This window comes from Microbacterium sp. NPDC055357, assembly GCF_053644835.1.
In genome coordinates this window covers 82,062-106,645 of record NZ_JBSHLZ010000010.1, presented here as the reverse complement: position 1 = coordinate 106,645, position 24,584 = coordinate 82,062, and the positions used below count along the sequence as shown (strand labels likewise).

Annotated in this window: 25 protein-coding genes and 2 tRNA genes; 18 read left to right on the top strand and 9 right to left on the bottom strand. The window is 67.9% G+C overall.

The window, feature by feature from the left end; translation table 11 throughout:
* Positions 1-99 precede the first annotated feature (99 nt).
* The 3 genes from ACWICD_RS12700 to ACWICD_RS12690 all read right to left on the bottom strand — a co-directional run bounded on the left by ACWICD_RS12700 (position 100) and on the right by ACWICD_RS12690 (position 2,827).
* A complete protein-coding gene (locus tag ACWICD_RS12700; protein ID WP_454140378.1) occupies positions 100-513 on the bottom strand; it encodes a DUF2255 family protein in 414 nt (137 codons plus the stop codon).
* Between the two features lie 81 nt (positions 514-594).
* Positions 595-2,025 (bottom strand): DUF222 domain-containing protein, encoded by a 1,431-nt coding sequence (locus ACWICD_RS12695; protein ID WP_454140377.1) that lies wholly within the window; start codon positions 2,023-2,025, stop codon positions 595-597.
* A gap of 172 nt (positions 2,026-2,197) precedes the next feature.
* Positions 2,198-2,827 carry a hypothetical protein gene (locus tag ACWICD_RS12690; RefSeq protein ID WP_454140376.1) on the bottom strand — a complete coding sequence of 210 codons (630 nt, stop codon included), beginning with the start codon at positions 2,825-2,827 and terminating at the stop codon, positions 2,198-2,200.
* Between the two features lie 206 nt (positions 2,828-3,033).
* On the opposite strand from ACWICD_RS12690, the gene leuA reads away from it, so the two are divergent.
* Positions 3,034-4,794: a 2-isopropylmalate synthase gene (gene leuA, locus ACWICD_RS12685; protein WP_454140375.1), complete on the top strand. Its 1,761-nt coding sequence runs from the start codon at positions 3,034-3,036 to the stop codon at positions 4,792-4,794.
* A gap of 83 nt (positions 4,795-4,877) precedes the next feature.
* On the opposite strand, the gene ACWICD_RS12680 is transcribed toward leuA, so the two are convergent.
* Positions 4,878-5,564 (bottom strand): trimeric intracellular cation channel family protein, encoded by a 687-nt coding sequence (locus ACWICD_RS12680; protein WP_376125630.1) that lies wholly within the window; start codon positions 5,562-5,564, stop codon positions 4,878-4,880.
* A gap of 36 nt (positions 5,565-5,600) precedes the next feature.
* Here ACWICD_RS12680 and recO point away from each other — a divergent pair, with 36 nt between their 5' ends.
* The 3 genes from recO to ACWICD_RS12665 are packed head-to-tail and all read left to right on the top strand — an operon-like array spanning position 5,601 to position 7,869.
* Positions 5,601-6,335, top strand: coding sequence for a DNA repair protein RecO (gene recO / locus ACWICD_RS12675; protein WP_376125632.1), 735 nt, complete (start codon positions 5,601-5,603; stop codon positions 6,333-6,335).
* A complete protein-coding gene (locus ACWICD_RS12670) occupies positions 6,332-7,156 on the top strand; it encodes an isoprenyl transferase (protein ID WP_376125635.1) in 825 nt (274 codons plus the stop codon). The genes recO and ACWICD_RS12670 overlap by 4 nt, the downstream gene beginning before the upstream one ends.
* Positions 7,157-7,185: 29 nt before the next feature.
* Complete coding sequence (locus ACWICD_RS12665; protein WP_454140374.1) at positions 7,186-7,869, top strand: DsbA family oxidoreductase; 684 nt, start codon at positions 7,186-7,188, stop codon at positions 7,867-7,869.
* On the opposite strand, the gene ACWICD_RS12660 is transcribed toward ACWICD_RS12665, so the two are convergent.
* Positions 7,870-8,373, bottom strand: coding sequence for a glutathione peroxidase (locus tag ACWICD_RS12660; RefSeq protein WP_454140373.1), 504 nt, complete (start codon positions 8,371-8,373; stop codon positions 7,870-7,872).
* Between the two features lie 50 nt (positions 8,374-8,423).
* On the opposite strand from ACWICD_RS12660, the gene dusB reads away from it, so the two are divergent.
* The 5 genes from dusB (at position 8,424) to ACWICD_RS12635 (ending at position 13,765) form a co-directional block, all read left to right on the top strand.
* Complete coding sequence (gene dusB, locus ACWICD_RS12655) at positions 8,424-9,599, top strand: tRNA dihydrouridine synthase DusB (protein WP_454140372.1); 1,176 nt, start codon at positions 8,424-8,426, stop codon at positions 9,597-9,599.
* A complete protein-coding gene (locus tag ACWICD_RS12650; protein WP_454140371.1) occupies positions 9,589-10,935 on the top strand; it encodes a deoxyguanosinetriphosphate triphosphohydrolase in 1,347 nt (448 codons plus the stop codon). The genes dusB and ACWICD_RS12650 overlap by 11 nt, the downstream gene beginning before the upstream one ends.
* Positions 10,935-12,791 carry a DNA primase gene (gene dnaG / locus ACWICD_RS12645; RefSeq protein WP_376125648.1) on the top strand — a complete coding sequence of 619 codons (1,857 nt, stop codon included), beginning with the start codon at positions 10,935-10,937 and terminating at the stop codon, positions 12,789-12,791. Before ACWICD_RS12650 ends, dnaG begins: the two co-directional genes overlap by 1 nt.
* A 53-nt stretch (positions 12,792-12,844) precedes the next feature.
* A complete protein-coding gene (locus ACWICD_RS12640; RefSeq protein ID WP_376125651.1) occupies positions 12,845-13,630 on the top strand; it encodes an ATP-binding cassette domain-containing protein in 786 nt (261 codons plus the stop codon).
* A 62-nt stretch (positions 13,631-13,692) separates the two neighbouring features.
* Positions 13,693-13,765, top strand: a tRNA-Asn gene (locus ACWICD_RS12635).
* 91 nt (positions 13,766-13,856) lie between these two features.
* Here the strand turns inward: ACWICD_RS12635 and def are convergent.
* The gene (gene def, locus ACWICD_RS12630; protein ID WP_376125653.1) at positions 13,857-14,423 is read right to left on the bottom strand and encodes a peptide deformylase; all 567 of its coding nucleotides are present in this window, start codon (positions 14,421-14,423) and stop codon (positions 13,857-13,859) included.
* Between the two features lie 51 nt (positions 14,424-14,474).
* Between def and ACWICD_RS12625 the strand changes: the two genes are divergently transcribed.
* The 9 genes from ACWICD_RS12625 (at position 14,475) to ACWICD_RS12585 (ending at position 22,510) form a co-directional block, all read left to right on the top strand.
* Positions 14,475-15,476: a DMT family transporter gene (locus ACWICD_RS12625; protein ID WP_376126114.1), complete on the top strand. Its 1,002-nt coding sequence runs from the start codon at positions 14,475-14,477 to the stop codon at positions 15,474-15,476.
* A 122-nt stretch (positions 15,477-15,598) separates the two neighbouring features.
* Positions 15,599-15,672, top strand: a tRNA-Ile gene (locus ACWICD_RS12620).
* A gap of 273 nt (positions 15,673-15,945) precedes the next feature.
* Complete coding sequence (locus ACWICD_RS12615; protein WP_454140370.1) at positions 15,946-16,908, top strand: ABC transporter substrate-binding protein; 963 nt, start codon at positions 15,946-15,948, stop codon at positions 16,906-16,908.
* A 6-nt stretch (positions 16,909-16,914) separates the two neighbouring features.
* Positions 16,915-17,529 (top strand): TetR family transcriptional regulator, encoded by a 615-nt coding sequence (locus ACWICD_RS12610; protein WP_376125659.1) that lies wholly within the window; start codon positions 16,915-16,917, stop codon positions 17,527-17,529.
* 1 nt (position 17,530) lies between these two features.
* Positions 17,531-18,388 (top strand): ABC transporter permease, encoded by an 858-nt coding sequence (locus tag ACWICD_RS12605; RefSeq protein ID WP_376125662.1) that lies wholly within the window; start codon positions 17,531-17,533, stop codon positions 18,386-18,388.
* Positions 18,385-19,161: an ABC transporter permease gene (locus tag ACWICD_RS12600; RefSeq protein ID WP_454140369.1), complete on the top strand. Its 777-nt coding sequence runs from the start codon at positions 18,385-18,387 to the stop codon at positions 19,159-19,161. Before ACWICD_RS12605 ends, ACWICD_RS12600 begins: the two co-directional genes overlap by 4 nt.
* Entirely contained in the window at positions 19,158-20,276 is a 1,119-nt protein-coding gene (locus ACWICD_RS12595; protein ID WP_454140368.1) for an ABC transporter ATP-binding protein, read from the top strand. Before ACWICD_RS12600 ends, ACWICD_RS12595 begins: the two co-directional genes overlap by 4 nt.
* Entirely contained in the window at positions 20,273-21,670 is a 1,398-nt protein-coding gene (locus tag ACWICD_RS12590) for a 3-hydroxyacyl-CoA dehydrogenase NAD-binding domain-containing protein (RefSeq protein WP_454140367.1), read from the top strand. The genes ACWICD_RS12595 and ACWICD_RS12590 overlap by 4 nt, the downstream gene beginning before the upstream one ends.
* A 3-nt stretch (positions 21,671-21,673) precedes the next feature.
* Complete coding sequence (locus tag ACWICD_RS12585; protein WP_454140366.1) at positions 21,674-22,510, top strand: 3-keto-5-aminohexanoate cleavage protein; 837 nt, start codon at positions 21,674-21,676, stop codon at positions 22,508-22,510.
* A 96-nt stretch (positions 22,511-22,606) separates the two neighbouring features.
* Here the strand turns inward: ACWICD_RS12585 and ACWICD_RS12580 are convergent, their stop codons facing one another.
* From ACWICD_RS12580 to ACWICD_RS12570, 3 genes are read right to left on the bottom strand one after another with little or no spacing between them, the layout of a single operon-like run.
* Complete coding sequence (locus ACWICD_RS12580; RefSeq protein WP_454140365.1) at positions 22,607-23,356, bottom strand: anti-sigma factor; 750 nt, start codon at positions 23,354-23,356, stop codon at positions 22,607-22,609.
* On the bottom strand, positions 23,343-23,921 hold the full coding sequence (locus ACWICD_RS12575) for an RNA polymerase sigma factor (protein ID WP_376125676.1): 579 nt from the start codon (positions 23,919-23,921) through the stop codon (positions 23,343-23,345). The genes ACWICD_RS12580 and ACWICD_RS12575 overlap by 14 nt, the downstream gene beginning before the upstream one ends.
* A gap of 3 nt (positions 23,922-23,924) precedes the next feature.
* The gene (locus ACWICD_RS12570; RefSeq protein ID WP_376125679.1) at positions 23,925-24,578 is read right to left on the bottom strand and encodes a class F sortase; all 654 of its coding nucleotides are present in this window, start codon (positions 24,576-24,578) and stop codon (positions 23,925-23,927) included.
* Positions 24,579-24,584 lie beyond the last annotated feature (6 nt).

Below are 24,584 nucleotides of genomic sequence, written 5' to 3'. Positions count from 1 at the left end.
GATCAACGACCACTGAGCATCCGAAAGCAACTGGAACCGCGACACGCGTCCAGACTCTCAGCCCACCCTCGAACAATTTGTCAGACACGCCCTAGGCGCTCAGCGCGCTTCCTCGACGCGCAGAGTGCATGCGCGCGCGTCGGCGCTCAGCATCATCCGCACCGAGTCGGGGCTCGAGGCATACTTGCGCCACAGCTCGTCATCGATCTCGGCCTGCACCGCGTCGTCGGCGGGAACATACGAGGTGGTGACCTCCTCGCGCTCGAGAGCCAACGCGGCGACGCGATCCCGCTCGGCGATCGATCCGTCACCGAGCGCGAAAGCGACCGGCCGGCCAGCACGAACATGGCGATACCACGCGGCCTCGGGGCCGTTGACCGATCGGATGTACGGCACGCCGTCGATCACCATGGACCAGATCGGGGTGGCGACCGGCTGCCCGTTCGCCTTCGTCGTGACCACGGCGACGACCGCGGTCTCATCCAGTACCTGCAGGATGTTGTCGAAGCTCATGCTGCCGAAGCTACCCCACCCGATGACGCGTCGCGTCAGCCCGGTCGAGTCGCGGCACTCCAGCCGAGCCACGACCGCGTGTCATGTGCGCCGGCCGCCGATGAGATCGAGAATCCGGGTCGGAGATTTCGTGACCGCTCGCCATCGAGGTCGGGTCTCGATCCAGTCGGGTGCGAGCACCTCGGGAACGCCCCTGTTCATGCGGATCCGCCACCCGATGTGGCCGAGGAACCGATGGTGTGCCCAACAGAGGAGCACTCCGTTGTCGCAATGCGTCGGGCCGCCCTCGGCGTGTTCCATGACGTGATGCACTTCGCACCAGCCTGCGGGCACACCGCAGCCGGGAATGATGCAGCCACCGTCGCGAAGGGCGATCGCCCGGCGCTGGTGGCGATTGAAGACACGTTCCTCCGTGCCGATCTGCTTGATTCGACCGTTGCCGCCAAGGAGGACGCGCTGGATGACGCCAGCGCAGCCCGCGTGCCGTGCGCTGGCCAGCGATACGGGTTCGTCACTCCCGTCGACGTGCGCCCAGCCCGTCTGCGAGATGAGATCGCGGTCTCGGACCGACACCACGAGCGTCGGAGCAGCGCCGCCGATCGTGGGCAGTTGCTCGCTGGATGCTGCGACGAACAGGGCCGTCGCCAGAGCGTCATGCTGCTTCTGCGTCCACGTGCGCGGGTCGACGGGGGCGAACTCGTCGTCGGCATCGCCGGTCGCGTCGGCTGAGGGGCGGAATTGCACTCCGGCGCTGCCGTCGACCCGGGGCGAGATCACCGCATCGCTGATGCGCCGAAACTGAGCCGCGACTTCGGGGAGCAGCATCCCTCGGATCGGCACGAGGCCGTCGCGCACGGTGCCGAGCGTGATTCCGCGCAGTCGGATCGCGCGCTCTTCGCGCGGTTCGGCGCCGTCCTGGTCGAGGTAGGCCGACCACGCGAGCGCCTGCACGCGCAGCAGCTCGGCACACGCTGGCGGCGCACCTTCCGGACCTTCGCCGCGCGCTTCGGCCGCAAGCACGGCATCCGCCGCGAGCAGGTCGTCACGCCCGACCCGGCGCCCCATTCCCTCGAGCGGACCGGAGACGGCGAGAAGCCCGTCGACGCCGACCTCGCCGTCGAGCAGCGCGTCGCGCAGAGCGGGCAGCCGGGGTTCGATCGGCGACCCGGCGAACGAGATCCCCACCATGGTCGGCTTCGCTCCGCGGATCAGACGAGCTGCCGTGGCTGGGGCGAGACGCGTGTGGCGCTGGACGAGTTCACTCACGTCATGGCAGCCCCTGCGCGTCGTCAGCCGCAGATCGCGGTCGCGCTGAAGTGACCGTCGGGACACTTCGCCCACCGTCTCGACGAGAACCGCGTCGGTGAGTCGCTGGAGCTCGGCCGCGAGCGTCATGGCCGTCACGACGTGGGTGTCGGACGCATCGATGATCCGACCCGAGCCGAGGGTGTCTGACACGACCCCGCGAGACTGCTCGATGACCTCTTTCAGGTGATCCAGCAGTGCATCCATACCCACGATTCTGCCAAGGGCCTCCGACATTCCCGTCTGGTTTCCACCGGTACTGCGCGGGCAGTTTGCGCGACGCAATCTGCGGCGATCCGACCGCGTCACAGTGCATGCCCGTACCCCGTGGAAGCCAGGCGGGGTACGGGCATGCACGGCGTCGCGGAAACCCGGTGCCTCACCCCGCGACGGGGGTCAGCGCCGATCGGATCAGCACGATGTCCTCGCCGAAGTCGTCGTCCGCGGCCTTCTGCCACGTGCCGTCGTCCCAGACGACGTCGACCAGCAGCCACCCGTTCTCGGGCATCGACATCAGGTAGGCATCGCCGAGGCGCTGGGGCAGCTCGTCCTGCAACTCGGTGAGCTGCGGCTCCGTGCCCGTCCCGGGTTCGCCGCCGGTCGGATCGGGCGCGACCATCGGGTCGTACAGCGCCAGCATGACGGGGTCCTCCGTGAGCACGAAGGTGTCGCCGTCGTACGTGCCCTGCACGGCATACGCGCCCCATGTGACGCCGCTCGCCGTCTCTTGTCCGTCGAGCCCCTCCCAATCCCACCCTTCGATCGGGATCCCGCTGCACTGCGGGGGATAGGACTCGGCGATCGCGCCGAGACACAGCTGGGGGTCGCCTCCCGTGTCGAGCACGGTGCCCTGCGCCATGACGTCGCCCTCGGGCGGCGCCGGCCAGACCGAGCCCAGCGAGGCGCCCGGGGGAGCATCGGACGCGGAGGGCGTCGCGCACCCCGCGAGTACGAGAGCGGATGCCACGCCCACGACGAGGGCGAGGAGGTATCGGCGGTGACGTGTCATGTCGTTCTAGTGTCGCGCGCGGCCGATTCGTCTCATCCCGATCCGGTCCTGTTACCATCTATCCATGCGCTTCGGCGGGCTCCTTCTTCTTAGCCGCCGCGACGAGTCCTCGATCTAGGACCTTCCTCGTCGCGGCGATCGTCGTTGGTCCGCTATCCATCCGGCACTCAGCCAGCCCGATCGGGCGATGAAAGAAGCGACGAATCATGAAGAACACCCAGCAGCCCTCCGGAATGCCGATCCACAAGTATCGGCCGTACCACGAGCAGATCCGGGTCGATCTGCCCGACCGCACGTGGCCGTCCAACCGGATCACGACGGCCCCGCGCTGGTGCGCCGTCGACCTGCGCGACGGCAACCAGGCGCTCATCGATCCGATGAGCCCCGAGCGCAAGCGCATCATGTTCGAGCTGCTCGTGAAGATGGGCTACAAAGAGATCGAGGTCGGGTTCCCCTCCGCGAGCCAGACCGACTTCGACTTCGTGCGCCAGCTGATCGAAGACGACCTCATTCCCGACGACGTCACGATCCAGGTTCTGACGCAGTCGCGCGAGCACCTGATCGCGCGCACGTACGAGGCGATCGCGGGGGCCAAGCAGGCGATCGTGCACCTGTACAACTCGACGAGCATCGTGCAGCGCGACGTGGTGTTCCGCACCGACAAGCAGGGCGTCAAGGACATCGCCCTGTCGGGTGCGCGTCTGTGCCGCGAGTACGAGAAGCGCATCCCCGAGACGACCGTCTACTACGAGTACTCGCCCGAGTCCTACACCGGAACCGAGCTCGAGTTCGCTCTGGAGATCTGCAACGACGTGCTCGAGGTCTTCGAGCCGACGCCCGAGCGCAAGGTCATCATCAATCTGCCGGCGACCGTCGAGATGGCCACGCCCAATGTGTACGCCGACTCGATCGAGTGGATGTCGCGTCGCCTGAATCACCGTGAGAACGTCATCCTGTCGCTCCACCCGCACAACGACCGAGGCACGGGGGTCGCCGCCGCCGAGCTGGGGTACCTGGCCGGCGCCGACCGCATCGAAGGATGCCTGTTCGGCAACGGTGAGCGCACGGGCAACGTCGACCTCGTCGCGCTGGGGATCAACATGCTCACACAGGGCATCGATCCGCAGATCGATTTCAGCGACATCGACCACGTCAAGCGCACGGCCGAGTACTGCAATCAGCTGCCCGTGCCCGAGCGCAGCCCCTGGGCGGGAGACCTCGTCTTCACGGCGTTCAGCGGCTCGCACCAGGACGCCATCAAGAAGGGCTTCGAGGCGATGCAGGCCCGCGCCGACGCCGCCGGCGTCACGGTCGACGAGATCGACTGGGCCGTGCCGTACCTGCCGATCGACCCGAAGGACCTGGGCCGCTCGTACGAGGCCGTCATCCGGGTCAATTCGCAGTCGGGCAAGGGCGGCGTCTCGTACCTGCTCAAGACCGACCACGCGCTCGACCTGCCGCGTCGTCTGCAGATCGAGTTCTCGGGCGTCGTGCAGGCCAAGACCGACGAGCACGGCGGCGAGGTGACGAGCGACCAGATCTGGTCGGTCTTCACCGACGAGTACCTGCCCGCGGCGGCCGAGGCCGACCGCTGGGGTCGGTTCGAGATCCTCGCGACGCGCAGCTCGAGCGACATGACCGGCGACGTCGAGCTCGCGGTGCGTCTGCGCGACGGCGACGAAGTGCAGGATGCCACGGCTCACGGCAACGGCCCGATCGCCGCATTCCTCGAAGTGGTCCGGGCGCACGGGTTCGACATCTCGCTCTACGACTACGTCGAGCACACGCTGAGCGCCGGCGGCGACGCGCAGGCGGCCGCCTACGTCGAACTGCAGGTCGACGGCGACCGGCTCTGGGGTGTCGGCATCGACGGTGACATCTCGACGGCGTCGCTCAAGGCCGTCGTCTCGAGCGTCAACCGCGCGATCCGCACCCGCGAGCGCTCCGCGTCGCTCGTCACCGCCTGACCCTGACGGCGAGACTGCAACGGGCGGCCGAGACTGCGGGGTTCACCCGCAGTCTCGGCGCTCCGTTGCAGTCTCGCGGACGATCAGGGCTTGATGATCGGGATGGCCGAGGTCTCGACGGCGACCTTGCGGCGATGCAGAGCGCGCTGCTCGGGCAGCGAGATGTCGAAGACGACGGCGAGCAGGCGGATCACCGCCGTCACGACCATTCCGGCGATGGATGCTGCGATGAGCGGCGCGCCGAGCGCATGCGCCCCCGCGAGCACGACGCATCCGGCTCCGGCGGCCACGGCGTACAGCGACCCCACGTGCATGATCGCAACCGGCAGGCCCATGATCATGTCGCGCAGGATGCCGCCGCCCACCGCCGCGCACACCCCGACGAAGATGGCGGGGATCTCGGGAAAGCCGAGCGCGAGCGCCTTGCTCGTGCCGAGCGCCCCGAACATGCCGATCACGAGGGCGTCGAGCCCGACGATCACCCGGTTCAGCCGCTGGAAGATGCCGGCGAGGAGCATGCCGACCAACGCGGCCCCCGTCGCTGTGATCAGGTACCAGTTGCTCTGCAGCGTCGCCGGCGGGACGTTCAGGAGCATGTCGCGGATGAGACCGCCGCCCATGCCCATCACGATGCCGATGATGGCCACGCCGAGCAGGTCGAGGCGGCGCTGGCCGCGGAAGCCCGAGGCGAACAGGGCGCCCTGAACGCCTCCAAGACCCACGGCGGTGAGGTCTGCCCAGAGCGGGATCACGAAGAGCGGCTCGTTCACGCGTCCATTCTCTCGCCTGGACGGGATAATCGAGTGGTGCCCACCTACCGCGACGAGGTCGTGATCCTGCGCACCCACAAACTGGGTGAAGCAGACCGCATCCTCACGATGCTCAGCCGCCGCCACGGCAAGATCCGCGCGGTCGCGAAGGGTGTCCGGCGCACGTCGTCGCGGTTCGGGGCACGTCTCGAGCCCTTCATGGTCGCCGATGTTCAGCTCTACCAGGGCCGATCGCTCGACATCGTGCAGCAGGCCGAGTCGCTCGGATCCTACGGCGCCGACATCGCCGCTCACTACGACCGTTACACATCCGCCCACGCGATGGTCGAGGCCGCCGACCGGCTCAACGAGGCCGACGCGACACGCCAGCAGTACCTGCTCCTCGTCGGTGGCCTGCGCGCGCTCGCGCGCGGCGAGCATGCTCCGCGCAGCATCCTGGATTCGTACCTGCTGCGCGCGATGGCTCTGTCCGGGTGGGCGCCGGGTCTGTCGGAGTGCGCTCGATGCGGCAGACCGGGCCCGCACGACGCCTTCGTCGCTCAGGCGGGCGGCACGGTGTGCACCGGGTGCGCTCCCGTCGGCTCGGCCCGTATCGGCTCGGCGACCTCCTCCCTCCTGCGGTCGCTCATGGCGGGGGAGTGGGAAGCGGTGGATGCCGCGACGCCGGCCTCGACCGCCGCGGCGTCCGGCCTCATCGCGGCGTACGCGCAGTGGCATCTCGAGCGCGGCATCCGCTCGCTCGCGCATGTCAGCTCGGAGGGAGCCCGATGAGCCCGAAGCCGTTCACGCACCGCGACGCCGTGGCGTATCGTCCGCTGGATTGGACCGGACAGCATCCGCCCGAGTTCCCGAAGGGCGCCGTGCCGAAGCATGTCGCGATCGTCATGGACGGCAACGGCCGGTGGGCGAACCGGCGCGGCCTCACCCGCGTCGAAGGGCACAAGGCGGGCGAGGCGGCTCTGCTCGACGTCGTCGCCGGCGCCGTGCAGGCGGGCGTCACGCATCTGTCGGTGTACGCCTTCTCGACCGAGAACTGGTCGCGCTCGCCCGACGAGGTGCGCTTTCTCATGGGGTTCAATCGCGATGTGCTGCACCGACGCCGCGACCAGCTCAACGAGTGGGGGGTGCGCGTACGGTGGGCGGGCCGCAAGCCGCGCCTGTGGGGCTCGGTCATCAAGGAGCTGCAGTTCGCCGAGCAGCTCACCCGCGACAACGACGTGCTCACCCTCACGATGTGCGTCAACTACGGCGGGAGGATCGAGCTCGTCGACGCGATGCGATCGATCGCGCAGGACGTCGATGCGGGGCGCCTGCGTCCGTCGGCCGTCACCGAACGTCTGATCCGCAGCCGTCTCTATCAGCCGGATATGCCGGATGTCGATCTCTTCATCCGCTCGAGTGGCGAGCAGCGCACGTCGAACTTCCTGCTGTGGGAGTCCGCGTACGCGGAGTTCGTGTTCCTCGACACGCTTTGGCCCGATTTCTCGCGCACCGACCTGTGGCAGGCGATCGGCCTGTATCTCGACCGCGACCGTCGCTTCGGTGGCGCCGTCGACACCCCGCGAGATTCCCAGAAGCATTCGCCGGAATAGACGCCGCACGGGCGCCGTTGCACCGTGCTGTGAGTGAATCCATCAAGATCGACGTCTGGTCCGACATCGCGTGCCCCTGGTGCTACATCGGAAAACGCAACCTCGAGAACGGTCTCGCGGCGACCTCCGCCGACGACGACGCGCCGCGAGTCGAGGTGACCTTCCACTCGTACGAGCTCTCGCCCGACACCCCCGTCGACTTCGACGGTGACGAGGTCGACTTCCTCGCGAATCACAAGGGGATGCCGGCCGACCAGGTGCGTCAGATGCTCGATCGCGTGACCGGTGTGGCCTCCGAGGTCGGACTCGAGTACCGCTTCGACCTGCTCCAGCACACCAATACGCTTAAGGCGCACGAACTGCTGCACTTCGCCAAGGAGCAGGGCCGTCAGCCCGAGCTCGCCGAACGGCTGATGGCCGCGTACTTCACCGAGGGCCGGCACGTGGGGCGCGAGGACGAGCTCGTCTCGCTCGCCGCCGATGCGGGTCTCGACGCGGATGCCGCCCGCGAGGCGCTCGAGTCGGGACGGTTCGCCGAGGCCGTGCGGGCCGACAAGGCTCAGGCTGCCGCCTACGGCATCACCGGCGTGCCCTTCTTCGTCATCGACGGCAAGTACGGCATATCGGGGGCGCAGCCGGCCGAGGCGTTCAGCCAGATCGTCCGCCAGGTGTGGACCGAGTCCCGCGGCGGCGCACCCGTCGCGGGCGCCTGATCAGCGCGGCAGGTTCTCTTCGATCACGGCCACGACGGCCGGGTCGTCGGGCTTCGTGGTCGGGCGGAACCGGTGCACGTCGCCCGAGGGCGTGATGACGAACTTCTCGAAGTTCCAGGCGATGCGCCCCTTCTTGCCCTCGAGGTCGCGCGCCGCCTTGAGCGCCTGGTAGAGGGGTGCGGCATTCTTGCCGTTCACCTTCACCTTGTCGTGCACGGGGAATGTGACGCCCCACGTGGTCGCGCAGTAGTCGAGGATCTCGTCCATCGAGCCCGGTTCCTGCCCCATGAACTGGTTGCACGGAAAGCCGACGACGGTGAATCCTCGGTCGCCGTAGGCCTTCTGCAGCTGCTCGAGCTGCGCGTACTGCGGGGTCAGCCCGCACTTCGATGCGACGTTGACGACCATGACGACGTCTCCCTCGTACTCCGCGAGCGTCGAGGTGCCGCCGTCGGCGGTCTGGAAGGGGATGTCGCGCAGGTCAGGCGTGGTCTCATCGGTCATATCCCCAGGCTAGAGCCTGACCGAGCAGCGGGATCGAAAGGGATGGGAGAATGGTCGACGTGACGACTGCCCTCGCTCCCGCACGGACGCTGCGCATCGGGCCCATCGAGCTCGATGCGCCCGTCGTGCTCGCGCCCATGGCGGGGATCACCAACACCGCCTTCCGGCGCCTGTGCCGCGAGTACGGTGCGGGGCTGTACGTCAGCGAGATGATCACGACGCGGGCGCTCGTGGAGCGCAACGCCGTGACGATGCGCCTCATCACGCACCACGAGTCGGAGACGCCCCGCTCGATCCAGCTCTACGGTGTGGACCCCGCGACGACCGAAGCCGCCGTGCGCCTGCTCGTCGACGAAGACCGGGCCGACCACATCGACCTGAACTTCGGATGCCCCGTGCCCAAGGTCACCCGCAGGGGCGGGGGAGCGGCTCTCCCGTGGAAGCTCGGCCTGTTCCGCGACATCGTGACGCGCGCCGTGCGCGCCGCGGGCGATGTGCCGCTGACGGTCAAGATGCGCAAGGGTATCGACGCCGATCACCTGACGTATCTCGACGCGGGCCGCATCGCCGAAGACGCGGGTGTCGCGGCCGTCGCTCTGCACGCGCGGACGGCGTCGGAGTTCTACTCGGGTCAGGCCGACTGGTCGGCCATCACGGCGCTCAAGCAGGCCGTCACGAGCGTGCCGGTGCTCGGCAACGGCGACATCTGGTCGGCCGACGACGCGGCGCGCATGATGGTCGAGACCGGATGCGACGGGGTCGTCGTCGGACGCGGCTGCCTCGGGCGGCCGTGGCTGTTCGGAGACCTCGCGCGCACGCTCGGCACCCCCGATGCCGCGGCGGGTGACCCGGTCGATGCGACGCTCGCGTTCGTCGCACGCGCCTTCCGCCGTCACGCCGAACTGCTCGTCGACTTCTTCGACGACGAAGGTCGAGGCTGCCGCGACATGCGCAAGCACGTCGCGTGGTATTTCAAGGGCTACCCCGTCGGCGGTGAGACCCGGGCGGCGCTCGCAGCCGCCTCGACGCTCGCCGAGATCGACGACCTGCTGGCCACGCTCGACCTGACCGCACCGTACCCCGGGGCGGGCGCCGAGGGTCAGCGCGGTCGCGCCGGTTCGCCCAAGCGACCCGCGCTGCCCCAGGGCTGGCTCGACTCGCGCGAGCTCGGCTCGGCTGCGACCAGCGCCCTCGCCGAAGCGGAGCTCGACCACAGTGGCGGGTGAACGGACCCCGGTCGAGCCTCTCGCGCGACCGCTGGGGTACGACGACCGCGACGCCGAACGCCTCTTCACCGAACGACACCGGTCGCTGCGCGACGATTTCGCGCGCGATCGTGCCCGCGTGCTGCACTCCGCGGCCCTGCGACGGCTCGCGGCCAAGACGCAGGTGCTGAGTCCCGCGAGCCCGGCCGACTTCGCGCGCAACCGGCTGACGCATTCGCTCGAGGTCGCGCAGGTCGGGCGCGAGCTCGCGACGGCGCTGCAGCTGTCGCCCGACGTCGTCGACACCGCGTGTCTCAGCCATGACCTCGGGCATCCGCCGTTCGGACACAACGGCGAACGCGCGCTCAACGACTGGGCCGAGGACATCGGCGGCTTCGAGGGCAACGCGCAGACGCTGCGCATCCTGACGCGTCTCGAGCCGAAGACGATCGACGCCGACGGAACGACGTTCGGCCTCAACCTGACGCGTGCCAGTCTCGACGCGACGTGCAAGTACCCGTGGACGGCCGCGCACCCCCTGCCCGATCCCGGCGGCCGGCTGAAGTTCGGCGTGTATCCCGACGACGAGCCCGTCTTCCACTGGATGCGCGCCGACGCCCCCGGCCGCGTGCGCTGCATCGAGGCCGAGGTCATGGACCTCTCCGACGACATCGCCTACTCGGTGCACGACTTCGAGGACGCCATCGTCAACGGATACCTCCGCCCCGACTGGCTCGCCGATGCCACGCAGCACGAGGCGCTGCTGAACGGCATCCAGGCGTGGGTGGGCTTCGACTTCCCCCGCGATGCTCTCGCGGACGCGCTGTACCGACTCATGCGGATGCCGGAGTGGATCACGTCGTTCGACGGCACGCGCGGCGACCTGGCCCGGCTGAAGAACCTCACCTCCGACCTCATCGGCCGGTTCGCGCGCGCCGCGACGGCGGCGACGCGCGACGCGTACTCGGCCAGTGCCCTGACCCGCTACCGTGCGCACGTCATCGTTCCCCCCGTCGTCGAGGCCGAGATGGCGGTGCTCAAGGGCATCATCGGCACCGCGGTCGTGTCGATCGAGGGGCGCAAGGAGCTCTACCGAGAGCAGCGGCGCGTGCTGAAGCGGCTGGCGACGGCGCTGTGGGATTCGCCGGACGTGCTCGACGCCCTGCACGCGGCCGACTTCGCCGCCTGCGACACGGATGCCGCCCGGCGACGGGTCGTCGTCGACCAGGTCGCGAGCCTCACCGACCAGCTCGCGATCGCCTGGCATGGGCGTCTCGTCGGAGACGTCGATGCGGCATCCATCGGAGTGTGGGCGCCCGGTGCGAACGCGCCGTCGACGCGCGCCGAGGCGACCTGATGGCGGGACGCATCCGTCAAGCCGACGTCGACGAGGTCAAGGCCCGCACCAACATCGCCGACATCATCGGAGAACGCGTCGCCCTCAAGAACGCGGGCGTGGGGGCGATGAAGGGGCTCTGCCCCTTCCACGACGAGCGCAGCCCCAGCTTCAACGTGCGCCCGCAGGCGGGCTTCTACCACTGCTTCGGATGCGGCGAGTCGGGCGACGTCTACTCGTTCCTGCGCGCCATGGACCATGTGTCGTTCCAAGAGGCCGTCGAGCGGCTCGCGGGGCGCATCGGCTTCACCCTGCACTACGAAGACGGCGGTGCCGCCCCCGAGACGAGTGGCCGCGCACGCCTGTATGCCGCCAATGCCGCGGCGGCCGAGTTCTTCCGCGAGCAGCTCATGACGCCCGAGGCCGAGACCGCACGCCGGTTCCTCGGAGAGCGGGGCTTCGACGCGGGAGCGGCGGCGCATTTCGGGGTGGGCTACGCGCCACGGGGTTGGTCAGGCGTCATCGCGGCGCTGCGACCCCAGGGGTACACCGACGAGATCCTGAGCCAGGCGGGCCTCGTCTCGCAAGGACAGCGCGGTGTCTACGACCGATTCCGCGGGCGCTTGGTGTGGCCCATTCGCGACGTGACGGGGCAGGTCATCGGCTTCGGGGCGCGGCGACTGTTCGACGACGACAAGGGGCCCAAGTACCTCAACACCCCCGAGACGACGATCTACAAGAAGGCGCAGGTGCTCTACGGTCTCGACCTCGCCAAGCGCGACATCTCGCGCCAGCACCGTGTCGTCGTCGTCGAGGGCTACACGGACGTCATGGCATGCCACCTCGCCGGCATCACGACCGCGGTCGCCACGTGCGGCACGGCGTTCGGCACCGACCACATCACGGTGCTGCGCCGCGTCATGGGCGACGATTCCACCGCCGGCGAAGTCGTCTTCACGTTCGATCCGGATGCCGCCGGCCAGAAGGCGGCGCTGCGCGCCTTCGCCGACGCGAAGCGCTTCAACGCGCAGACCTACGTCGCGACCGGACCGGAAGGGCTCGATCCGTGCGATCTGCGCCTCGAGCGCGGTGACGGTGCGGTGCGCGCCCTCATCGAGCGCAAGACGCCCATGGTCGAGTTCGTGCTGGACCAGCGCATCGGCGGCTTCGATCTCGCCGCCGTCGAAGGTCGCGTCGGAGCACTGCGCGCCGCCGCACCGGTCGTGGCGGACCTGCGCGACGCGCTGCTGCAACCGGAGTACATCCGCGTGCTCGCGCGGCGCCTGGGGATGGACACGGAAGACGTGCGCCGTGAGGTGGAACGCGCGGGTCGGAGCGCACGACGCGGCGAGGAACAGGTCGCGACGCGCGCGGGTGGCCGACCCGACGCCGAGCCGCCCGTCGAGCGCGTGACGATCGCCTCGCTCCCGCGTGTGAAGGACGTCACGCTCGAACGCGACGCGCTGATGGGCTTCCTGCAGTTCGGCCACCGCCTCGACGAAGCGCTCGTCGCACGGGCGACGGCGCTGGAGTTCCGGCATCCGGCGCTGGATGCGGTGCGGCAGGCGATCGCGTCGGCACCGGATCGACAGCGGATCGGATGGGCTGCCGAAGCCGTCGCCGCCGTGCGCGAGCCGTATCGCTCACTCGGGGCCGAGCTTCTCGCCGCCGACTTTCCCGCGCTCGACGACGACGTGGCCGTCGCCTCGGCCGCCGACCTCGCGCGTCGCCTCATCGGCCGCGCGCTGGAGTCGGAGAAGAGCGAGCAGCTCGGCGCGATCCAGCGTGTGCCACCGGACTCCGAGGCCGGCCGGGTGATCCGGCTGCGACTGCGCGAGATCGATGCGGAGCGCCGCCGGCTCGCAGAGGAGTCCTGACCTCTCAGTCGTGTCCGCTGGCTGCTCGCGCGCGCAGCGGGCAAGATGGCGTCATGAGCTCCCACCGAGAAGCCGACGTCGCGATCAGGGCCGGCGATCTCTCGATCGCCCAGGCAGGCCGACTCGGCTCGGAGCGGCTCGTCGACGGGGTCTCGTTCACTCTGCAGCACGGCAGCACTCTCGCGCTCATGGGGCCGACCGGCTCGGGCAAGTCCAGTGTGCTCGGAGTGCTGGCCGTCGATTCCGCAACGGGATTGGCGATCGTCGGGGGCGACGCCTGGATCGACGGCATCTCGGTTCGTCGCCCCGGTCGTTCGCAGCGGCTGCTCGACTACATGACGGGATATCTGCCGCAGTCCGCCGGCGCGGGGCTGCCCGCCCGCCACACGGTCGCCGAGGTGATCGGCGAGCCGATCACGAGCCGTGACCGGCACATCAACCAGCGCGCCCTCGCCGTGCGGGTCGCCGCGCTGCTGGACGAACTCATGCTCCCGCTCGGAGCCGCCGGCAAGTACCCCTATGAGCTCAGCGCCGGAATGCGCCAGCGCGTGGCGTTCGCGCGCGCCCTCGTGCTGCAGCCCAAAGTGCTGCTGGCCGACGAGCCGTTCGCCAATATGGACGTCGAGGTGCGCGTCGCGGCGCGCGAGGCCATCATGCGCCGTCGTGACGAGTACGGCATGTCCACGCTCGTCGTGACGAACGAACCGGATGTCGCGACGGAACTGCGTGCCGATGTGCTCGTGCTGCACTCGGGTCACCCCGTCGCATACGGACCGAGCCCGGACGATCTGCTGTGGACGCCGGGCATCGAATCCGATCGGCGATTGATCGCCACCTGATGTCAGAATCGGGCCCGGAGTTTTGGTAAGCTATCGGAAGTGCCTCGCGAAAGCGGGGCTCTTCCTCGGTAGCTCAATTGGCAGAGCAATCGGCTGTTAACCGATAGGTTCTTGGTTCGAGTCCAAGCCGGGGAGCGAGGACCTTCGCGCTATCTACGCGGAACCTCACCAAGACCCGGGCTTCCACCCCGGGTCTTACCTTTTTCCCGGGTGCCGGGTCTGGTGTTCACCCCTCGAGGTCGTCGATCCCGGGCGTCCATGCCTGACCCGGACGGCCCCACCCGCGCTTGCGGGCGATCTTCTGCACGGTCTTCCAATCGCCGTCGTCGAGTCGATCGATGTAGAGGACACCGTCGAGGTGGTCGAACTCGTGCTGCACGATACGGGCTCGCCAGCCGTCGACCTCGATGCGGACGGGCTCGCCCTCGAGATCCGTGCCCGTCACGAGAACGGCGTCGGAGCGGCGCAGCGGAAACCGTTCACCCGGGAAAGACAGGCAGCCTTCGGATTCCTCGTCGGGATCGGGGTGCCCGGGCAGCGGAGGACGGATCCACAGATCGGGGTTGATGATCACGCCGCGCCAGGGGAGACCCTCGTCGTCTTCGTAGTTGTAGGTGAAGATGCGCAGCGCCACGCCCACCTGCGGAGCGGCCAGCCCCACACCGGGTGCGGCATCCATCGTTTCGTACATGTCCGCGACGAGGGTGCGGATCTCGTCGGTGATGTCGGCGACGGGGGCGGCGGGGGAGTGCAGGACGAGATCGCCCATGATGCGAATCGGGAGAACAGCCACGCCTTGAGCCTATCGAGCGACGGCGGCGGCTAGTGTCGAGGGGTGATTCTGATGGACGGGATGATCGGCGACGTCACCGACGAACTCCTCGGTGTCTTTCGTGACCCGGCGATCCTGATCGGAATCCCGCTCGCCCTGCTCGGCGCCGTCTTCATGTCGTTCGGAGCGCAGTATCAGCACCGCGGCGTCGTGAAGGTCGAGCGTCTCACCGGGTCGTCCGGAAGCGGCGGCCTGTCGGGCAGGCAGCTCGCAAGCCTGCTGAAGAGACCGTCCTGGGTGTTCGGCTCGGCGATGCTGGGCGCGGCGATCCTCTGCCAGCTCGGGGCACTGGCGTTCGCTCCGCTCATCCTCGTGCAGCCTCTCGGGGCGATCTCGCTCGTGATCACGACGCTGCTGAACGCTCGCGTCAGCGGGCACAAGCCCACCCGCCAGTCGATCCGCTCGATCATCGCGTGCGTCGGGGGAATCTTCATCTTCGTCACGATCGCCGCCTTCGTCGCGACCGAGCAGGAGATCGACGAAGGCGAGCTCGTGACGATCCTCGGCCTCCTCGGCGTCGTGATCGTCATCTTCGGCGTGCTGTGGGCGTGGTTGCGCAAGCGCGGACAGGCACTGTTCTACATCGTCGCTTCCGGCGTGATCTACGGGTTCGTGGCCACCCTCGCCAAGGTGGTCATCAAGCGGGTGCAAGCCGGCGACTTCGAGTGGCTCACACTGCTGTGCCTCGTCGCGCTCATCGCCGCGACCGCCGCGGGTGCCTACTTCGTACAGACGGCATACTCGGTCGGCCCTCCCGATCTCGTCATCGCGGGTCTCACCGTGATCGATCCCATCGTCGCGGTGCTCATCGGCCTGATCATTCTGCAGGAGGCCGCGACCGCACCCGTAGGCGCGTTCATCGGGTTCGCCGTTGCAGGGGCGATCGCGATCTACGGCGTCATCACGCTCGCGCGCAATCATCCTCAGATCATCAACGACAGCCAGGAGCTGCCCTTCCGACGCGGCAGCACGGGCACGCCCAAATCCGGTGCCGGTGAGGACCCGCTCGTCTGACACCGGGGCGATCGCGGGGCGCGCGTGCACGAAACCGGCATCCGCGTGTGTTTCCGTCGTGCGCGAATGCAGGCTTCTTACGCGGACGCGTGAGCGATGCCGGTAGGCTCGATGCTCGTCAGGGGGCGGTGGCCAAGCTGGTCAAGGCAGCGGGCTCATAACCCGACGATCGTGGGTTCAAGTCCCACCCGCCCCACAAATGAGGGATGAGCCGCCGTTTCGCGGCTCATCCCTTTTCGTCGCCCGGACATCGGCGCACACGGCCCGATGACGCCGTCTCCGCCTTCCCGGCGAAGCCCCAGCGCGTCTCCCTGTCGCCGGCGGGAGTCGTCCGAACCCGCGATAGGCGGCGTTCAAAACGCGACCCCGCCGAAGCACCGCTTGACACGCAGGAAACTGCGCCGTCTCTACTTTGATTGAACGCTCGTTCAAATCTGAGCGGTCATCAACGAGTCAAGGGAGATCTTCGGTGACAGGTAAAGCTTCGCGTACGACAATCGGGGTCGCGATCTCCGTGCTGGCGCTGCTCGCAGTGGGCTGCAGCAGTTCTTCGGGCGGCGCGTCCGAGGGGCAGCTCACGTTCGTCTCCTTCGGCGGCGCACTGCAAGAAGGCGGCGAGGTCGCCTACTCGGAGCCGTTCACGGCCGAGACGGGCACCCGCGTCATCAGCGACGGCCCGACCGATTACGCGAAGCTGCGCTCGATGGTGGAAGCAGGACAGGTGTCCTGGGATGTCGTCGAGGGCGATCCGTTCTTCGCCATCCAGGAATGCGGCACCCTCTTGGAGCCGATCGACACCGAGATCGTAGACACCTCGGCGATGCCGGCTGCATTCGTCTCCGAGTGCTCTGTGCCATCCATCGGCGTCGCCGACGTCCTGCTCTACGACGAGACCGCCTACGACAGTGCCCCGCAGGGGTGGGCGGACCTGTTCGACACGGAGAACTTCCCCGGAAAGCGCGCACTGTGGAGTGACGTCTATGCCGGCAACCTCGAAATCGCTCTTCTCGCCGACGGTGTCGCGCCGGAGGACCTCTATCCACTCGACGTCGATCGTGCCATCGCGAAGTGGGACACGATCAAGGACGACATCGTCTTCTGGGACTCGGGCGCCCAGTCCCAGCAGCTGATGGCATCCCAAGAGGTCTCGATGCTCTGGGCATGGAGCGGCCGCGCCTACGACGCGATTCAGAACGGCGCCCCGTTCGCCGCGGTCTGGGATCAGAACCTCTTCGTCCCCAACGCGTGGATGGTTCCGAAGGGGTCCGACAACGTCACCGCGGCGATGGAGTTCATCGCCTTCGCCACCTCCGCACAGGCTCAGACCGCCATCGCAGAACTGATCCCTTACGCTCCCACGAACGCGGATGCCTGGTGGGCGGACAACTACGAGGCGACCCAGAAGCTCTGGGACGCTTGGCGCATCGGCTGATCGGACATGTCAACGGACACGAAGAGCCGGATCTACGCCGAGGCGGTGCGCCAGTTCGCGCTCCTGGGCTACCACGGCACCAGCATTCGGAGCATCAGCTCCGAGCTGAAGATCCAGGTCGCGGGGATCTACTACTACTACCCGAGCAAGCAGGAGATCCTGCTCGAGATCATGTCGAGCTTTCTGGATTTCCTCTCCGAGCAAGTCGGCAGCGCGCTGCACGAGGCGAGTCCCGATTCAGGGGCCGCTGCCCGTGAGACAGCGACGGATGTTCTCCGGCGGGCGATCACGACGCACATCCTCTGCCACGCCGAGCGCCAGCCGGAGGCGTTCATCGCCGACACGGAGCTGCGCTCACTGATGCCGGAGAACCGCGCGGCGATCGTCGAGAAGCGCGACCGGTACGAGCTGCTGTTCCGCGGCCTGATCACCGCGGGCGCCGACGCGGGAGAGTTCACCGACATCGACGAGTCGATTGCGGCGAAGGCGATCATCACCATGTGCACCGGCGTGTCCGGCTGGTTCCGACCGGACGGCGCTCGCTCGATCCAGGAGGTTGCGGCCGACCACGTCCGGATCGCCCTCAACGGCCTGGTCCGCACCACACCTCAGAAGGACTGACGTGCTGCACCACCTGTACAGATACCGGTACTACCTGGCGCTCCTGCCTCTGCTGATCTTCCTGGCCGTCTTCTTCCTCATCCCCTTGGTCGAAGTACTGTCGATGAGCGTTCGCGAGGGCGACGGCGGACTCAGCAACTATGCCGAGTTCTTCTCCACGCCGGCGTACGTCGGAGTTCTGCTGCGGACCGTGGGCATGTCGCTTCTCGTCACGGCGGTCTGTTTGCTGCTCGCGTTCCCCTACGCGTACACGATGAGCATCGCAACACCGAACTGGCGCAAGGTGCTCATCGCTCTCGTCCTGCTGCCTTTCTGGACTAGCCTGATGGTGCGCAGCTATGCGTGGGTGATCCTCTTGCAGGACACAGGGGTCGTGAATTCGCTTCTCGAACTCGTCGGGCTGGGGCCCATCCCGCTCATCCGGAACAACACCGGTGTCGTCATCGGCATGGTGCAGGTTCTCCTGCCGTTCCTGGTTCTGCCGCTCTTCTCAACGCTCAGCAACATCGACCGCCGCTACGTGACCGCCGCCATCAGCCTCGGCGCTCGGCCCATCTCGGCCTTCCGCAAGGTCTACCTTCCCCTGGCCGCACCGGGGATCGCAGCCGGAAGCCTCATCGTGTTCGTCCTGAGCCTGGGCTTCTTCGTCACGCCGCAGCTGCTGGGGTCGACGCAGAACATCCTCCTCTCGCAACTGATCCAGCAGCAGACGAACAGGCTCCTGAACTTCGGGATGGGCGGCACGATGGCCGCCGTGCTCCTTCTCAGTACGCTGCTCATCCTGCTCGTCGCGTCGCGATTCGTGAACCCGATCCAGGCATATGCCAGCACGACGACGCCGAAGGGAGCCGGCAAATGAAGGCCCATATCGTCCTCACCCGCGTCCTGACGGCCCTTGTCGCGGTCTTCCTCGTCGCGCCGTCGCTCGTTCTGATCCCGCTGAGCTTCACCGGAAAGAAGTCTCTCGCGTTCCCTCCCGACTCCTGGTCGCTCCAGTGGTACGAGAACCTCTTCGCCCGGCCGATCTGGATCGACTCGATCATGACGAGCCTGCAGGTATCCCTGCTCGTCGCGCTGCTCTCGCTGCTGCTCGGAGTCCCCGCGGCGTTCGCGCTCGCCCGCGGGGGATTCCGGTTCACCACGGCGATCTACGGAATCGTCATCGCGCCGATGATCGTGCCGGTGATGGCCCTCGCCGTCGGAATGTTCTCGCTCTTCCTCAACTGGAAGCTCACGGGATCGGTCGCCGGCTTCGTGCTGGCACACACCGTGCTCGCTGTCCCGTTCGTCGTGGTGACCAGCAGTGCCGCCATCAGCGGCTTCGATCAGAACCTGGAGCGCGCAGCCTCCAGCCTCGGAGCCTCACCCCTGCGCGTCTTCCTGAAGATCACTCTGCCCGGAATCGCCGGCGGCGTCATCGCGGGCGGACTCTTCGCCTTCGTCACGTCGTTCGACGAAACGGTCATCGCGCTGTTCCTGCAGGGTCCGACGGCGCGGACTCTTCCGGCGACCATGTACGCCAGCGTCGTCAACGAGGTGGACCCCACGATGGCCGCCGTCGCCACGCTGCTCATTCTGGCCACCGCGCTCGTGATCGGCGCGACGTTCGTTCCCTGGAGGAAGAAGAAGTGACTACTGATCTGAAGACGACCGGGGCCTCACTCGACCTCGTCGGCCTGTCGAAGCACTACGGAGACTTCGCTGCCGCCAGCGATGTCTCGCTGTCGATCCAGCCCGGGGAGTTCATCACGTTCCTCGGCCCGTCGGGGTCGGGCAAGACCACGACCCTCAGCATGATCGCGGGATTCATCTCACCGGACAGCGGCACGATCGACATGGACGGAAGCGGGATCCTGAAGCTCGCGCCGCACAAGCGCGACCTCGGTGTCGTGTTCCAGAATTACGCGCTGTTTCCCACCATGACCGTGTTCGACAACATCGCCTTTCCGTTGCGCGCACGCCGCGCTGCGAAGGATGAGGTCGCGAAGAAGGTCGCCGCCGTCCTCGAACTCGTCGGCCTCGACCACCTCGGTGCGCGCTATCCGAAGGAGCTGTCCGGCGGGCAACAGCAGCGTGTCGCGTTCGCGCGCGCCATCGTGTTCTCGCCGCGTGTCCTCCTGATGGACGAACCCCTCGGCGCTCTGGACAAGCGACTGCGCGAGCGTCTCCAGGTCGAGATTCGACGCCTGCACCGCGAGCTCGGGATCACTTTCGTCTACGTCACGCATGATCAGGACGAGGCGCTCGCTCTCTCGGATCGAATCGCGGTCTTCAACGAGGGCCGCATCGAGCAAGTCGGCACCCCCGAAGTCATGTATTCGCGCCCGGCGACACCCTTCGTGGCGAGCTTCATCGGCGAGTCGAACATGCTCGATGCCGTCGTCGACCACGTCGACGGGGACACCCTCCGCGCGCGCACCGATTTCGCGACGTTCGAGCTCGACTCTCGGCGCACGCCGCGGTTGGACGTCGGCGATCCGATCAGCGTCCTGATCCGTCCGGAGAAGATCACCGCCGCCCTCACGGAAGGTCCCGGCTCGTTCGACATCCTGGTGAGCGAGACCTTGTTCCTCGGCACCCATTACCGGGTACGCGGGACCACCACGACGGGCCAGACGATCCTCGTGGACGGCGCGGTGGCCGCAGGGCTGCTGCCTTCCGAGGGCGACCGCTTCCGGGTTCGGTTCGACCCGGCTGAGGCTCATGTGCTCGTGCGCGAACCCGCCACGGAAGGAGCGGCTCGATGAGTGCCGGCGAATCTCGGTCCGTCGCGATCGTCGGCGCGGGCACGATCGGCCTGAGCTGGGCCACTCGATTCGCGTTCTACGGATGGGACGTCCGTGTCTTCGACACGAGCGAGTCCCGCCGGGAGAGCGCTCCGCGGGAGATGGCGCCGATGATCGCCGAGCTCGAAGCCGTGACCGGTGCCCGCGCCGGCGAGCGTGTCTCGCTGCTGCAGGTTTCCCCGTCGCTGGCAGAGGCCACGAGCGGTGCGAGTCTGGTCCTTGAGAATCTTCCCGAGCGCCTCGATCTGAAACGGGCCTTCTACGCGGAACTGGCAGACCTCGTTCCCTCGAACGCCGTCGTCGCCTCCAGCACGTCCGCGCTGCTGCCCAGTGCGCTGTTCGGGGGACTCGCCATCGCCGAGCGCGCTCTCGTCGCGCATCCGCTGAATCCGCCGCATCCGCTGCCGGTCGTGGAGCTGGTGACGCATCCCACTCTGTCATCGACCGCGCTCGAAGCTGCACGGGAAGTGTTCGCCTCCCTCGAGATGACGGCGGTGGTGTGCGAGAAGGAAGAACCCGGCTTCCTCGCCAACCGACTGCAGTACGCATTGTTCGGCGAGGCACTGCGTCTTCTGCAGGATGGCGTCGCCTCGCTGCACGACATCGATGCGGTCATACGCGACGGACTCGGTCCCCGCTGGGCCCTGCTGGGTCCGTTCGGCGTGGAGGCTTCCAACGCCGAGAGCATCGAGGACAACTACGGCAAGTACGGCAACACGATCCGCGAGCTCGTCCAGGCGGTCGCGAGCACGCAGCCCGCGCTGGACGATCCGTCTCTCGCCGCCGTCGTTCCGCTCACGGTGGACGCCATGGCGTTGAGCGGCGCGCCCCTCATCGCGTATCGCCGTGCGGCGCTCGTCGGGATCCAGGCGCAGAAGCGTCGCGCACCCCAGCCCTACCGCGAGGGCACCACAGCACCGACAGGCCGCGATATGGAACGGCGCTCTGAACGAATCGCAGACCCGAAGGAAGACATGACCCTCGCCGTCACTCAGAAGCACTACGTCCCCGATTCCGCCGCCCACTACGGCGGAGGGGTGATTTCCGGCGGCTACATCATGACCTGTTTCAGCGATGTCGCCACGGAAGTGTGCATCCGTCACGACGGGACGGAAGGCCTCTTCGCGTCCTACAGCGGTGTCCAGTTCGGCGCTGCACTGTTCGCGGGTGATCTTGTCGAGGTCTCGGCACGCATCACACGGGTGGGGACGCGCAGCCGTGATCTCGCATTCGAGGTCCGCGTGCTCGCGCGGCGGGAGAACCGCGACTCGGATCGCTCCACGCTCCTGGAAGAGCCGATCGTGGCCGCCACCGCGAACGGGACCGTCGTGATCCCCGTGCGTGAGGAGGCCTGACCGATGACGAACCAGAAGACTCTGATCACGGCGGCGATCACGGGCGGCGAGATCGACAAAGCGGACGTTCCGCACCTTCCGGCAACGCCCACCGAGATCGCGCGCGCAGCCGAGGAATGCGAGGCTGTCGGCGCGGCGATGATCCACATCCACGTACGCGATGAGTCGGGGGCACCGACGCTCGATCTCGCGCGCATCACGGAGACGGTCGCGGCGGTGCGAGAAGCGTCATCACTCGTCGTGCAGCTTTCCACCGGCGGCAGCATCACCGACCCCTTCGAGGAGCGACTGGGTGTGCTCGAAGCGCGCCCTGAATCGTGCTCGATCACGCTCGGGACGGTGAACTTCGGCGACGGCGTCTTCTCGAACCCCTGGGGATTCATCGTCGAGCTGTTCCAGGAGGCGAAGCGTCAGGAGGTCGTTCCCGAATTCGAGATCTTCGAACTCGGCCATATCGCCACCCTGCGCCGGCTGATCGACGCTGAGGGCCTGCCCTTCGGAGGCAAGGTGCATTGCGACCTCGTCCTGGGAGTGCCCGGTGCAGCTCCCGGCTTGCCGCGGATCGTGCAGGCCGCGGTGGACATGTTCCCGGAGGAGGTCACGAGCTGGAGCGCGACGGGCATCGGGCGCTCCACCCTCCCCGTCGCACTGGCATCCTTGGCGCTCGGCGGCAATCTCCGTGTCGGCATGGAGGACACGCTGACTTTCGCGCGCCACCGACCGGTCCGGGACAACGCTGAGCTGGTAGAGCGGGCGCGCGATCTCGCACTGCTCGCTCAGCGGCCGCCGCTCACTCCGGACGAGGCACGGTCGCTCCTCGCTGCACGAACGGCCAGGTGAGTCGAAGACTCTCGCCGTGCGAGCGAGGACGCGAGTCCCACCCGCTTGCGACGCAAGGGCCGCCCACCGGGCGGCCCTTGCGTCGTTCCCGGGGAACTACGCGAACGTCAACTGGCCCCGCACGATCGAGTCGCCCGAGTGCGCGGGATCCCCGTCGAGGGGCTCGAACGAGATGTCGACGAGGTCGTAGTCGGCCAGGTCGATCCCGCTCGGGATGTCGAAGCGACCAGTCTCGCCGGTCAGCACGCCGAGGCTCACGAGTGCCTGACCGTCGTTGCGGATCAGCCACACTTCGCGATACGAATCCGGCTCGTCGGCTCGATCGAGGCTCACGGTGAGGAACCGTGCACCGTCACGATCCCGCTCGACCGCGGCCGACCCGACCGAATCCGGGTGGTCCGGGAAGGGGTCGAGGGCGGCGGTCGCGATCGATGTCGGTGCCATACGCACGTTGACCACACCCCAGGTGCCGGCTCCCACCACGGCGATTCCCGCGAGGGATGCCGCCAGGACCCAGGCGGTCCGCCAGCCGGCTCTTCGCGGTCGACGCGGCGGGGAAGCCGCGGCATCCGGCTGGGCAGGAGCGATATCGCTGAGCGGGGGAGTCGCGGTCGGCGCGGGTCGTTCCAGCAGAAGCTCGTCGGCGATTCTCGCCCACACCCGCTCGGGCGGAGCCTCGAGCTCGCCGTCGTCGATCGTGGAGCGCGCGATCGCCGTGACTCGGATCATCTCCGACACTTCCCCCGCACACGCGGGGCAGGAGGCGAGGTGTTCGGTCTGCTCGTGGTCCTCGAGCGGTTCGCCCAGCGCGATGAGCGCGAGCTGTTCAGGATCAAGATGCGACATGGTTCACCTCCAGACGATCGCGCAGGCGATTCAGGCTGCGTCGGATATGGCTCTTCACGGTACCGAGTGGCATCGCCAGTCTTCGGGATATCTGGTCGTGCGTGAGGTCGTCGAAGAATGCCAGACGCATGACCTGCTGTGCGTCGGGTTCGAGATGCTGGAGTTCATCGGCCACGAGGATCTGCTCGGACAGGTCATCATGATCCTGCACGAGGTCATCCGGCCGCGTGAATCGCTCCATCTCCTGTTGGAGTGCCCGCACCTTCGAGCGGGACTCGAGAGTGTCCGCGATCCTCCGACGGGCGATGGCGACGAGCCAGGTCGACAGCTTCGCCTTGCGCGGATCGTAGGACGCGCGTGATGTCCAGGCCGAGACGAATGTGCGCTGCGTGATGTCCTCGGCGTCGCCGCGATCCCCGACCGACCGCAACGCGAGCGTGAAGACGACGGGGGACCACCGACGATACAGCTCTGCCAGTGCGCGCTCATCTCCCGCGACGAAGCGGGTGTTGAGGGCCTCTTCGGCATCCGGATGCGTGTTCACGATCTCCTCGTCGGCGCTCACGGGTCATACCTCCCGGGCGACCGCGACGACATTCTCGCGGTAGCGGCCCGTGGCACTGTCGTAGGCACCGCCGCACGTGATGATCACCACGGCGGGATCACCGTCTCTGCGGAAGAGTTCGGCGGTGGGAAGCCCTGTCTTGTCGTAGTTGACGACGGATTCGACGACGTAGCTGCGTGTCGTTCCGTCGGGTGCGACGAGGTCGACCTGTTCTCCGACGCCGGCGTCACGAAGACGGGCGAGCGGACCGATCGGATAGTCGGGGGCGTCGACATGGGCTGCCAGGACGATGTTCCCCGCGTTGCTGGCGGCGTGGGGGCCGTAACGGTACCAGCCGGCGACAGCGGGATCCACCGGGAGCTCCATCTGGCCGTTCCCTTCGATCCCCACCGGAACGATCGGCATGTCGACTCCGAGTCCGGCCATGACCAGCCGTTCAGGCTGCACGTGGGGCGTGGGAGCCTGCAGCGCCCCGGATCGAACCGGAACGCTGACGGCGGGGGTGGGAGCGGGCGACGACGTGACCGCACGGTCGTCGCTCGGGGGACGCGACCGGGTCGCGTCGCCCGCCCCCACGGGGGTGCATGCGACGAGGCATGCCGCGGCGGTCACAGCGAGGAGTCCGCGAGCGAACACCGCGCCGATCGGTCGCGACATGCCCCT